We start from the raw sequence: 13,548 nt of genomic DNA, 5'->3' as shown, positions 1-13,548 counted from the left end.
ATTCTCCTATCTTCTTATTAAATTATGAAAGTAGTCGCGAATATCTTCTTTTGAAAATACGCCCCCGTAGATATTCTTGTCTTGATAACGCTTTAATGTTTCATACTTCTCGGGATCCCACATTGATTTTATACTATTAGTATTATTCATCTTATGATATTCCTTGAATTCAGCCCTTATGGCTTGAGCTTGTTTTATGCAATCTGACTTAGTAAGATAATACTCTTTGTGATCAGGGGTCACCCATACGTATGGATAACCACCATCGTGCGGATTTTGGAAATCATTATAAGCCATTATTCCGCAAAATCCAATTTCAACAAATTGCTTTTCATCTGTATAACGACCCGCTTGCAAAAGTGCGTTTGCACCCTCTCGCTCTCGCTCTTGTTTCTTCACCATCTCAGCAACAGCATTATTCATCACTACCTTTCTATAAAAGAGATCGTTACACCTATCCTGAAGTTCTTTAGGTTTATTGCTTTTGGCACACTCTCTGTCAAGATCAGCATCACTATACTTGGCAATTTGCTCAGCCCGAGACTTGTTCCGTGCATATGTTAAATACCATGTATGACAATTTATATCATAATTTTTCTTCTCGTTATTAACTCCATTAAGGTAAAACATTAGTCCTTTGTCTAAACTATCTGCGGTTGGGCAAGGAGATATATTCTTATTCTGGGCAAAGGTCATGTATTTTTTGTGACAATCCATACTGTAGTTCTTTTTTTCTTTATTAACTCCATTGATATATGCAGTTAGTCCATCATCCATGTTCGGGCTTTCTGGGCAAGGGTCAATTGGCTTATCTCCTGTTACTGTTGGCGCAACTTGGCCTGCGATTGTAACTATTGGCGCTACCGCACCAGGAGCGCCCGGTGTCGTAGTAGCCGAAGAACCACTACCGACACTTGATGAGCCTCCTCCAACAGAAGGTGTTGTAGTTGACGAACTTGCTCGCGCCTTCAATGCATCATTCCACTTCTTCTGGCACTCTTCAGAAAACTGGCCAGGGAATGGTGCTTTTCTGTATGTTTCAATATCTTTCGGGCAGTCTTTTGTGGCAGGTATTACATCTTCTTTTATGGCTTGTTCTAGATTTTCTGCGGCTTTCTTGCAAATATCTTTTGTAAAGTTTTCTGGCTTTGAACAATCACCTGGATTTGTTTGATTTGGGACAGAATATCCAGGAGGATAAGCGTAAAAGGCAATCGATGGCATGGTTCCATCCATTTTCCAACCATTTGGATCATTGGCGCCATCTGCTACAAATTTGTCAGCTTGAGCTTTGTCGGTCGTAAAGAATGATTTAGTGCCCGAACCACCAGCCGTTAAACGATAGACTGGAACAGTCCCTGATACTTTATTCTCCCATGCATAAAAGGCTACTCCTTCATATTGCAAGGCTCCATACTTTGCTTCTTTGTCTCTCTTTTGAGCATCTGTAACCCACTCGTGCCACCCATATTGAGTATTTACAACCCTATGCACTGGAACAGCACCGTTGTAGGCCGAACTTGGAGCCCTAAATGATGCACCTAAATACCAACCCCAACCACTATTGCCTAACGTCTCTGCTTCCGGTCCAACACTTAAAATTGTATCGGTACCACCGGCAGTTTGATTTACGTCACAAATGTCCACATTATCTTGTTTTTGGCAATTTAATGTATGTGCTTTAGCAAACACCAAATATCCTGCCCCTACTAGAGCAATCAATACTGCTATTACTCCAAACTGTATTTTTCGAGATTTCAAGTTAGTTTTTTTGAGTATTTTGAAATTCTTTTGTGATTTAGGCTTACTTTTATTGATTTTTTTATTTTTCATATTACTCTCAGTAAACATTAGCGCTTACTGTTTGTCAACTTTTTTTACAATTTGAGATCTTTGTACATCACTTGTGTTTCGCCCCCTCTGTTGTGGGCAATAAATTGTCCTTCTGGTGAAATTATATAGCTTTCTCCGCTTCGGCTTGCTTGAGTAAAATATCTATTATTTGCTACTGCTTGGTAGCGTGCCATGTTCCTGCCAAAAACATCAAAACGACTATTCTGTTTTAGAAAGGATAGTGAAGCGGAATTGGTTAGTATCTCTGCACCTCCTAGAACTAATCGCTTATATTCGGTTGATGAGATTACTCCACTACAGGCTAATGCTCCGACTGTTATGTTGCCTCCGTTAATTGGCATGATTTGCTTTTTGCCGGGCTTTATTTGTTGAACATACTTGAAGTTTTCGATATTTTTATTCTGACCAAGTAATTTAAATGCGCCAATTAGGCTATATGGCAAGTATTCTCCCGCTGGTATTAAAAAAGTTTTGTCTTGTTGGCTGATGATTTGTTTGTTTGAGTCAAACGCGATCAAGCGATTTACTGCATCAGGCGAACGACCAACATCAATAGTAGTAACAGCAATACCATTTTTGCTAAGTTTCGTTGTTAATTCGCTGACTTTGTGACTCTCTAAAGCTTCTGAATACTCAGGTAGTACCAACAAATCAATATCTTCCGGGATTTTAGAATAATCTTGCCAATTAGCCATGGTATCTGCCTCATTCAGGTGTACTATGGCTACCTTCATTTTCTTAGATGAATGTGGTTTATTCCCTGGTATTTTATATCCCAAGTAAACGCTCACACCAATAATAAGAATCAAGACTATCGAATACTTATATCTCCTGGTGAATGCCGAGTAAATTGCCAAGCATAACAACGAGCTCAACAAACTTAACCCAATAAGTCCAACAAATCGTGACGCAAATACTAGTGGCGTACCACTTGCCGAGACAGCCAAGGAACCTGCAAAAAAGTTTGGCGCCAAACTTCCGCCATTTCCATAACTAATAACTGCAAATAAGTAACTCTTCACTATCTCCGCTAACGGCACTAAGAGGACAAATATGAGTAGCCTGTTTTTGTGTTTTGAATATTTTGCCATAAACCAACCCAGCAACAACCCACCTATGGATGTAAATGTGCAAACTAATAGCCAACTGATAATTTGGGCAACCACTTTAAACCAACCGTGCAAACTAACGTTCCAGTTCTGTGCTTCGGCCTGCATTAACCAACAGTAAGCAAACCCAGATACTATAAAAGTACCGAGGTAAAAATCTATGAGGATTTGTTTTTTTGTAAACAATTTTAGGTTATCTGCATAATATAGCCACCCAATAAAACTCAAAAAGGTCAGCCACTCTAGGCCAAAAACAATGAAACTAAGCCCTATAAGAACAGAGCAAACATAAAAAATGATCCGCACTTTTGTTGAATGTGATACGTTATCTATTGTACCTAGAAAGTGTTTTTTCTTATGCTTCACTCGTGAATAATAACATATCAGTAAACTTACTTGTTAAATGCCTGCACTTTTGCAGAACTAGCACCACAAAGTAGAAACCATGTTAGAATGAGATACAGAACTTTGGTGACATCTCAGAATAAAATAACATATCACAGCATACTTGAAACAAGCATCTTATAAATACTAGCTATGGCCGAACTCAGTAGCTCGTTTCACTAATGCGAAATAACCAATATAAAAACCCCAGCTATACTGGGGCGCTTAGATTGGTGAACTCTTGGGGAGAAACCTGGAAAACTTTTGAGGACATTGATGCGCAACTAGTTGAACTGGGGATTGATAAAATTTGCCAGGATGACTAGGTGTTATAATGATAGTAAATTATGAGTGACTATCAGATTACCGAAACAGATATCGACGGAATGATGCGCTACCTTGAGGTGTACCATCCAGATCGAGCAAATCGCGATTATGCCCGAGCGTTGTTGGAATATACGAAATCAGCACTCCACGAAATAGCTCAAGACAACCCCGACGACATCGAGGCTATATTTGAAGCTTACGAACAGTCCCTGAAGGCCGATAACTGACTAGAACGGTAGAACGTCAGACGACTTCACGCCAAGCGCCTTGACAATCTTCTCAAGCATTTTGAGCGACGGAACTGCCTCACCACGCTCCAGCTTGGCGTAATAGTTTGTATTGGTGCCGGCACGCTTGGCAACTTCAGCCTGAGTCAACCCCTTACGCTGACGCGCTTGTTGAAGTTTTTTACCAATAGATTTATTCATTGAGTTATATTATAGAACAGATTATCATTGGGGGACATTTTGAAATAACAAACTTCAGGTCTTTAGCTTGTTGATCGAGGTATTCAAGTCCCAATATTTGGCCAAATTATTGAAAAGATATTCTGCCAAAAAACTATCGCGCTGACCCGTTTCTGCAATCAGAGCCTCAACAATTACTAACGCTGCAGAAATTTGCTTAAGCTTTGTTGTCGTAGTGGTCTTAGGTGAGAAGAAATGATGTATGATATTGTTTCGATTTTTGATAAACAAATCTAAGTAATTTAGATATATTGTATACTTTTTATTCTCACCGACTTCCTTGTATCTAAATTGACTAAGCCAATAATGTTTACCGCCTAGGGTAAGGTCGGCAAAACCTTGAGTTTTACCGTTTTTATTAAATTTTTTGGCTGTAGTATTTGATATGTCAGCCATCCGTACTATTGGATTCTGCTTACTGCTTGTTATAGCCAGTCTGTCATAAAGATCGTTGAGTGCCCATTCAAACCATTGAGTTTCTATGTGCAATAACGATATATTCTTAGTCAGGTCATCCAAATTAGACTTAACAATGCTCGATTTAAGCCGAAGATATAGCGCCTCATTCTCATCAGCTAAACGCCATTTTTTGTCTAGCTTAGACTCTGGTTGCGATGGGTAATACGACAAGTCCAGACGGCCCGGGTCTATCATTTTGTGTCTTTGATTATGGCGATTTCTTCGGGGGTGAGGTTGTAGAGTTGGTAGACTAGTTGGTCTAACTGGGTGTCTTGCTCTGGAGTGGAGTGGCCAGCGGTGGTGATATCTTCTACTATTTTTTCTATTTCAGAAACTATAGCTAGATTGGACTCGCTTTGTTTAGGAACTGGTATTCGGATAATAAATTGATAAATATATCTTAGTCCTGTACCTAAATCAGAGGCTATTTTAGGATAATACCAATTAGTAAGTTTAGAGTTTAGAATTGCTAATAGATAAGCCATGTTAGCACCAGTAAGTATGTAGCCTGTATTATTTACGTATAGTTTTTGACTAGCCCATGTAAAACTTGACTCTGTAGATATGTCGGACCAAGCTATTTTCTCTTTTTCGAATTCATCGTAATAATCACAGGCGCGTAGATTCCACCAGTTCTTGCCCTGGTCATCACGAGTAAATACACCTTTGCCTTTTACCTTTAATTCGCCTGATTCTATTTTGTCGCCAACTGACTTTAAATAATTGTATATCGCAGGGTATTTTGACTGGATGTCGGTATCGTAGCCTGTCGCGAGTATATATAGATTCTGAAAGTCATATGAATAGCGTTTGATATCGCGGCCGCGCAGTAATGGCTTGATGATGTCAGCGCTATTTGGGTCTTCGGCGATGAGCCTTGCTTTGGTTTGTTCGTCGATGATGAAGGCTTCGTTGCATCCAGTTAATACACCACGATATATCTTGATATCCCAGTTTTTGAGTGGCGTGCCGACGGATTCTATCTTAGTCTTGAGAGCCAGCTCAGCGCTATCGCCGATGAACCAAGTGTCACTTGTGAGGTTAGGCAGTAGGGTGCTGTGGGTGTCAAAATACTCTTTAACAGAACTACCCTTTTGGTAATCGTTTTTGAAGTGAGAGGCTGTGAGCTGATGCTGGTTGATGGTGTTTTGAATCAGTAAGATATTGGTATCCACCGTGGCACTCTCAAACACTTTGAAGCCACCGAAATCTATCAGGCTTATTGGGTTTTTGCTAGCGAAGTAGTCACGGGTTTTGTCGCCGTAGCCGGCGCGCATCCATTTGTTGCTGGTGATGTAGCATAGAAGGCCAGAACCAGCTTTTGTCAGCTCTAGCCCTCTTTCGTAGAAAAGGCTATAGATATCGCCAGTGCGTGCAAAAGTCTTGTAATCTTCATCCTTATATAGATTAGCTAGCTCACCACCATTTTTCTGTAGCTGGATGTAAGGTGGATTGCCGATTACAATATCGAATTTTGTAATACCAAACATCCACTCTGAATCAAAATAATTGGCTACAATTCCAGACTGGTACGGGTTCCACCCGACGATAGTTTGAAGATTTTTAGCGAGATCTGGAGAAGTAGATTTGTTCAGTTCATTTTTGATCTTGCTTCGCAACATCTTGGCTTGATTACGCAAAGATGTTTCTTCGAGCGTTATGATCTTAAGTTGTGTTGCTTCGTCTTCTCCAAAAAGCCGACTCTGTGAATGTTCGGAGAATATAGATTCCATTGAATTCAATTTAGACTTTACTTCATTAAGCTCAGCTTGCCATTTCGCAAGATTTGCTTGGTTTACTCCCTCCACACCAGCCGTTGCAAGAATTATTTCATCACAGAGTTGCTTGTCTTCCTGCTGTAAGCTCCTTTTTTCTTGGTAAGACTTCGTCCTGAAGTATCGCGAGGTTCTGAGTTCGAACAATCTTGCCTCTAGTTCTTTTAGATTGTCATCTTCTTGCAAGAGTAAATTTTTCTCGGTATCTTTGAGGCCGATAAGTGAATTGGCTGCAACAAATTTAAACTCAAGATTCGGAAGTGGTTCTATGCCACGATTTGTGGAAATATCGTCAGTGACGTTTTCTTCGATGACTAAAGTTAAGAAGCAACGTAATCTCGATATTTCTGTAGCAATAGGCTGTATATCTACGCCAAAAATAGACTTACGTATTACTCCAAGCTTGCGAATGTAGTCATAGTTTTGGCTTTCAATAAATTGTCGGAATTCGGGTGTTGCATCTACCCCAATTTGATGCCGGAGCCAAATCTTTGCATCTGGATCTGCCTGTTGCAACACATATACTACCTTCTGTAGTATTCCTATCGGGAATGCGCCGGACCCACAGGCAGGGTCAAGAATAGTGAGATCCGCTAACGCATCCACAACCCTTTCTCTTTCGGTGTCCTCTAATGGTTGCAACAAGTCATCGTCCTGTTCCCAAGTAATAAGAGCTTTGAGCTTTGCCTCTTCGATGCTCGTTTTGTTCTTCAGAAATTCAAGCAGAGAACTATCTACCATATAATCCACAATTTCGCGCGGAGTGTAGAAGCTACCAGTGCTTTTGCGGGCTGACTCACCGGTTTCTGGATTTATCTCAGCAAGTAAGTTCTCAAATATACGCCCGAGCATTTCTGGATCGATAGACAAGTCTACATCGTAACTGGTGTTTTCATCTACTGTGAAGTTATATTGCTCAAGGACTTCGAATAGTTCCTTGAACCAAGCGTCGGGTATGTGAGTGAGGCCAGGTGTGCCGGCGCCGTTGAATGATTTCTGATTATAAAAATCGCTGTACTGAGGGCTAAATAGACCACCGTTTAAGTACGGTACGGTACTAAACGGCTCCTCGCGCAGACTCTCGTGACGATGTTCAACACGTTTATTTAAAAGCTCAAAGAATAGTGGCTCTAATATGCTGTGATAGTAGTCTTCATTTTGGGCCAAAGCATCCGATGATAGCAATTCATTTGGAATGATTGGCACACCTGCATCGCTCTTCTTCTCCTTTAAAAACCAACTGAAGATGATACGCCCGATGAGGCGAACAGCAAATTCTTGGTGTTCTACATTTTGGCTTATTATGCCATTGATTTTTAGAAGACCAGGATATTTTTTGGTTTTGCTACGCTCTCCACCAACAAGCTTTGTGAATAGATCGGCAATGAGTTCGTAGAACTGCTTATTGACTACCTCTACAGAGAAGCGTTCTTGTAGCTCATTCAGATTTTTTACTGAACCTTTTTTGATTAAAGATTCATAAGGCGTGCGAGTCTTGGCATTGAGGCCTAGGAAAAACGAATATCTTCGTGGATTGCTAGATTCTGTAATGACTTTGCCTTTTTCATCCAACTTTATCGTGGTTGTCAGTAACGATAGCCTCCAGTTATCTGTACCGTCAGTAAATACTATTAACGCATTGGCGATTGCATGGTCGCGCAAAATTTTGAAAGCTTCTTTGGTAATTGCAATACGCTTGCCCTGGCTCTCCGGACTCAAATTAATTTCAATCGTTGCCAACTCGCCATCTATTGAGGTGCCCAGGATTCTGGCTGATTCAAAAAGTGAGTTTTCAGCCAAAGAAATTGATGCCTCATCATATATAAAGCTAGGTAGAAACTCATTAACAAAGTTTATAAAATCTGTATGGTTGTATGCATTTTCTAAAAAGATTTTTTGGTTCATCATTTGCGTAGATCCTCGGTGAACATAATTATTTCGGTGGCCCTATCGATTCCATCTGCTCTGTCTCTGATGTTATCTAGGTAATGAATGCTGAATTTATCTTTTAGAGCTTCCACCGCTTCAGTTTGGTCGGTTAGGTTAAGCTGACGTATAAACTTCATTTCACCGTCTGATAGGTCGTCGTAGTTCTTAATAATGTCGTGCAGATCACTCAAAAAGTCTTTTTCGGGGATATAGTTATCTCGCAAGAAGCGAACCTTGGTGAGTGCCTCAGCGCGTGTCCCTTTGACAACTGGAGCGGGTTTAGTAGTCATTATTTGGTCATGCAGTAACTTGAACTTTTTATCTAGACTTGCGTCTCCTTCGCTAGATGTTTCGCTTGGATCTGCGCTAAAGATCGGTAGGGCAACTTCAGGAGGCACAATACTGGCTTCGATGTCGTATACATTAGCCGTAGCAAATAATAAGCCATTACCTCTTTTAGCAAAGGATACAGCGCTGTTTTCTTTTTGGTTGTTGCGCACAATCCGTGTACGCTCCGGGATTTTCATTACTTCGTCTATAAGGGCTTGATTGTGTTTGACGCTATCGTAGATGTTGCGATATTTATTATCCCAAGACTCTTCATTTTGCTCATCGTCAGCTTCTTTGTATTGCCGTTTGAAGTAACTTCTTAGATCTTCGTCGTCGGTTAATGTTTTTGTATCACTACCAACGATAGTATTAATAAGAAGCATTTTAAGGGTGGCTATACCACGAACATTGACAACTTCATCACCAATAGCAGTTGGGAAGCAATTGTAGATATAAATTTGATCAAAGACCTTTTTGTTGATGCGATTAATACGACCAATACGCTGAACCACTCGCGTTGGGTTATACGGGATATCGTAGTTGATAACAATTCCGGCCCGGTGCAAGTTGAAGCCTTCACTTAATGCATCTGTCGCTACAATTATGTCGTAATCGTTTTCCTGACGTTCCGCTGGGTACGATGCGTCAAAGTTAGCTGATACTGTTTGTTTATCTTTTGCGCTAGATCCACCATAGTAGAAGAGTGTTCTCTCGAAACCACTATTGATTAAAGATTTATATACATACTGTGCGGTGTCTGAATACATAGAGAATATAACGATTTTTCGGTTAGGATTTTCTGCGAGCATCTGCTGTATCTTTTCGCGAACCTCTTCTAACTTTGGATCATGGCCAATGTCATCATCGATAAACCAGTCACCATAAATTTGTTCCAACAGTTTTATATCTTGTTTCACGTCTTCAATAAAACTTGGCTGAAAGTAACTCTTTGGAATCGGCACGGCGATCTTTTTAATGCGATTTATAGCTTCTTCAGATAAATCGTCAATGCCAGCGTCAATCTGTGCCATAATTTCTTCAATACTTTCGTCCTCAGGATCGACTAATTCACCTTTTTTAAGAATAGGCACCATACCCTTGGCTTCCCACCACTTAACGATCATTTCGTTTGAGTGATGTATCTTTGTGAGTGTAGATTTGAAGGCGTATTTAGAACTTTCAAATCGTTGCACAAGCAGACTTTTCATAAATGAAGCCAAGTTACGTTGAGGAGTTGCTAGATCACTAACATCGAAGAAATGTCCGTATTTTTCTTTAAAGGCGTCTTCCATATCAGATTTCATGTAGGTTGACGGCATATAACGAGCGCCTATAAAACCATGTTCTTCTTTTTCACGAACTATACTAACCAGTGTATCGATATACTTCTGCTTTAGGTCACCGAGTTCGTATTCTATGAGTTCCGGACCGACTACTTCAGGGAACTCGATATTTTGCGCTTTTAGATCGTCGGCATATTCCTTGATTTGCCTTAGATCAATACGGGAACGACGTATAACAACCGGTTCGATTATGCGACGCAACTCAGACCCCAAATCACTTAGCTGATTCTTGATGTCTATAGTCATATGCTTTTTGCCAATACGTTCTAGCCGTTGATATTCAGTTATCAGCCCTCTAAATCGTACACTTAAGTTGTCTACGGTATTTAACGTAGACTTGCTTGGGGTCTGGAATAATTTAATCATGGCAAATAAATCTTGTGGTCGATTGTTATACGGTGTTGCAGTTAGTAACACAACTTTGTTTTCAACGTGTGATCTCGTAAGTTGATGAAGCCAAACATAATCTTGGGTAGTCTCATTTCTGTAACGATGCGCCTCATCTATGATGTAAAGATATGGTGTTTCCGATGTAGCGTGATCGCTGTGAAGTTTTTCTATTTTTCCGCCACTCTCGACAATTGCGCCCGGAATATTAAACTCACTTACATAATCTTGCCACTGGCTCATTAGGTGAGGAGGGGTAATTATAATAGTACGCATGCCAAGATTATGGGCAATTGCAGAGGCGATAATTGACTTACCTAGACCAACCACATCTGCCACAATTACACCATTGTACTTACTGATCCTATCTATTCCGCCCTTAATAGCATCCAATTGATACTTGAGATTAGAGAATCTACCTTCGGTTATAACCGATGGACTTTTAACTTCTTCTAGCTCTTCGTTCTCTGCATACATCTCGTGGAGAATACGCACAAACACTTTATACGGATCAGGTGTAGAATGTAGCCACAGACGATCTTCGATTTGCTTTAAGAAGTCAGAGTTGCTGGTAGATGTTTGGATATCTATGTTTTCGCCGTCATCCCATAATTTTTCGAACAGGCCCTTGTACTTGGTGTGGTGTTCGGAGTCATTGTGGCGCTCATTGATTTCGCCCTGACCTAGTAGTCCTGAATATGTAAAATTCGATGAGCCCATGTAGGTGGCGCCATTATCCAGGACATAGATTTTACCGTGCTGAGGATTCTGTTTCTCTGTCATGCGTATTTCAAGAGATCCGTCTTTTAATTTATCCTCAAAAATGCGCTGCATCTCTTGCGCCTCGGTGTCATCGAATTGATCTGACAAAGCTGATTTATTATAAAGCTCAATAAAACCATCAACATAGTCTTGCTTGCGCCCAGTCTTCGACTTACCGGGAGGTAGCTGAAATGTATCTAGCGACACATTTGGATCCTGCTTGAGCCAGGCAGCGATTTCATCAATCCGCCTTGGATCTATAGCCTTGCCAACAAGTATACGAATTTTGACGTCTTTCAACTCCTTGGCTAGCCTACGAAAGCCAGAAAAATAAAAATATGCGGTTGCAATATCTATACTTTTAGCTTGCTTAAGATCATTCTGAAGCGCCTGCTCCATAGTGTCTGGATTGTTAGTAATTATAGTAGGCGCAGATGAACGAGATACTGGCTGTTTATCGACAACCTGTACCGCTTTAGCAGAAGAGGTATCTATATTGATTTCGTATTCTTCAGCATCAAAATAATCTCTTATTTGACTCATCGTCTCTGGCGTAAGGGATATTTCATCATCAATGACATTTATGAAATCGTAAATATCATTTGTGTACGATTTAACGTCGCCAACGAAGAACATATTTCGCCACTTACGAACTACCGAGCCTTGAATCTTAACGTCATTTTGGAATATCACGCCAGTGGTCAAATGTCTCGGGTTAAATCCCTGTACTGATTCTTGTATCAAATCGATCATCTTGAATCGCTGCCGACCTACCTGTTTGAATGGATTTGAATATGAACCGCCCTTGATGATAACTTCTTCGCTGTTATTCTTAAATAACCATGATCCATTATCAAAATAATCTTCAGATGGTAACATTACAGTTCCGCCGTCTGAATAATTTTTTAGATCTATTAGTAATACTGCGTGCCCCGTCATCAATAGGACGTCTGGAGCCAGGGTGGCATCTGCCTTGCACTCAGGAAATCCTATCAGAACACCGGTTATTTCTTTTTGGTCGAACAACAAAGATAGCTTCTCTGCGAATTCTCTAAAAAATGTGTTCTCAGTACTTTTAGCCGCACGACCTTTATATACCCTTAGTCCCATCTATTTATTTTCTCCGCTCACCATTTCGTCTACTCGAATCGGTAGTAGTCTTTCGTTTTCCATCTGATCAAGAACAAGGCGGGTTAGTTGGTTGTCTATGAAGTTTATGCTGTATTCACGGCCACCTTCTTTTTCAGCCTTTAGATAGCCAGCTTCGCGCATACGCCTGATTTGGTTGGCAATTGCACCAGATGTAACATCTTTATCCCACAAATCAGCAATATCTGACGCTCGGATAGTTTTTTTACGGATAGCTCTCTCTAAGATACTTGTTTCAAGTTTCGTGAGTACACCAGCGGAATTTAAGCGAGATACAGCTGGTAGCAGTAATTTGCTATTAACGAAGTTACTATCAGCTAGACGCAGTGTTTTTTCAGTTTCGTCTTTGATACCACTTAAGAAGTATTCACACCAGCCGAGAAGACCTTTATCCGTGCCCTTATCGGCACGCTCTAGCATGTCATAATATTTCTGGCGATCACCAGCAAAAACCGCTGTAGGATTGAATAAACGCAGTACATTTGGCTCAATATAGCCTTTTTTGCATAGCATGGCATAGGTAAGTAAACGAACAGTACGGCCGTTACCATTGCCAAATGGATGAATCCAGACAAATCGGTGATGCGTGAGAGCGATCTTGAGTAATTCGTCACGGCTATTCGCCTCATCGTTGATATAGTCGAATAGTTCCTCCATTAAATCAGGGATATCGTAGTGACTTGGCAAAACATGGTCTGATCCTGCAATACTGCGTTCACTACTGCGATAGTTACCAGCGTTAGAATCTCCCTCACGGGTAAGACCGTCTACAACAATTCTGTGAAGTTCTAGCGTAAAGCCTTTATCTATCTCAGTATCGGCAATATGCTCATCAATAAAGTCTAAAGCCTGCATGAGATTGATAATCTCTTTCATGCTTTCATCTTTCGCTTGGCTACTTTTATCTTTTTGAACACGTTTTTCTACGAATCCAGCCAGCGTAGTGTGATTGCCCTCTATACGGGCTGATGACAATGCCTCAATAATGTGAAATAAGCTCTTAAGCTGCACGAATACCTGTTGACTCGTAGTGCTAGAGATACTACGACCACGCAAATGCTCTAGCTGAATAATAATATCCGTAAGCTTGGAGTTATAGTTTGGTGCTGGCATCTTAATCATAACTTATATTGTAACACAATATCTCACCTGTAAGACTTATATTATCTAACAAAATTATATAATTAACAGGGGTTGTATCTAACTTAACATTTAAAATACATCTCACTTTTACAGATATGATATTGTACATTTAGATAACATACCAGCTAGT

At 40.4% G+C, this 13,548-nt stretch carries 8 protein-coding genes; 1 reads left to right on the top strand and 7 read right to left on the bottom strand.

Translation table 11 applies throughout. The features are described 5' to 3' along the window. Nucleotides 1-6 precede the first annotated feature (6 nt). Both H6793_03020 and H6793_03015 read right to left on the bottom strand, forming a co-directional pair. Entirely contained in the window at nucleotides 7-1,833 is a 1,827-nt protein-coding gene (locus H6793_03020; GenBank protein ID USN95279.1) for a hypothetical protein, read from the bottom strand. Between the two features lie 44 nt (nucleotides 1,834-1,877). After that, nucleotides 1,878-3,329 carry a hypothetical protein gene (locus H6793_03015; GenBank protein USN95278.1) on the bottom strand — a complete coding sequence of 484 codons (1,452 nt, stop codon included), beginning with the start codon at nucleotides 3,327-3,329 and terminating at the stop codon, nucleotides 1,878-1,880. 365 nt (nucleotides 3,330-3,694) lie between these two features. Here H6793_03015 and H6793_03010 point away from each other — a divergent pair, with 365 nt between their 5' ends. Beyond that, nucleotides 3,695-3,901, top strand: a complete 207-nt coding sequence (locus H6793_03010) for a hypothetical protein (protein ID USN95277.1) — start codon at nucleotides 3,695-3,697, stop codon at nucleotides 3,899-3,901. Here the strand turns inward: H6793_03010 and H6793_03005 are convergent, their stop codons facing one another. From H6793_03005 to H6793_02985, 5 genes are read right to left on the bottom strand one after another with little or no spacing between them, the layout of a single operon-like run. After that, nucleotides 3,902-4,102, bottom strand: a complete 201-nt coding sequence (locus tag H6793_03005; protein ID USN95276.1) for a helix-turn-helix transcriptional regulator — start codon at nucleotides 4,100-4,102, stop codon at nucleotides 3,902-3,904. It lies immediately after the preceding gene. Between the two features lie 54 nt (nucleotides 4,103-4,156). Then, nucleotides 4,157-4,795, bottom strand: coding sequence for a hypothetical protein (locus tag H6793_03000; GenBank protein ID USN95275.1), 639 nt, complete (start codon nucleotides 4,793-4,795; stop codon nucleotides 4,157-4,159). After that, nucleotides 4,792-8,283, bottom strand: a complete 3,492-nt coding sequence (locus tag H6793_02995) for an Eco57I restriction-modification methylase domain-containing protein (GenBank protein ID USN95274.1) — start codon at nucleotides 8,281-8,283, stop codon at nucleotides 4,792-4,794. The genes H6793_03000 and H6793_02995 overlap by 4 nt, the downstream gene beginning before the upstream one ends. Continuing rightward, nucleotides 8,280-12,236 (bottom strand): hypothetical protein, encoded by a 3,957-nt coding sequence (locus H6793_02990; GenBank protein USN95273.1) that lies wholly within the window; start codon nucleotides 12,234-12,236, stop codon nucleotides 8,280-8,282. The genes H6793_02995 and H6793_02990 overlap by 4 nt, the downstream gene beginning before the upstream one ends. Next, nucleotides 12,237-13,397, bottom strand: coding sequence for a Fic family protein (locus tag H6793_02985; protein USN95272.1), 1,161 nt, complete (start codon nucleotides 13,395-13,397; stop codon nucleotides 12,237-12,239). Nucleotides 13,398-13,548: the final 151 nt, after the last annotated feature.

It is taken from the genome of Candidatus Nomurabacteria bacterium (assembly GCA_023898625.1).
In the GTDB taxonomy this organism is placed as follows: domain Bacteria; phylum Patescibacteriota; class Saccharimonadia; order Saccharimonadales; family JAGQNJ01; genus HK-STAS-PATE-36.
This window is presented reverse-complemented; position numbering and strand designations above follow the sequence as displayed.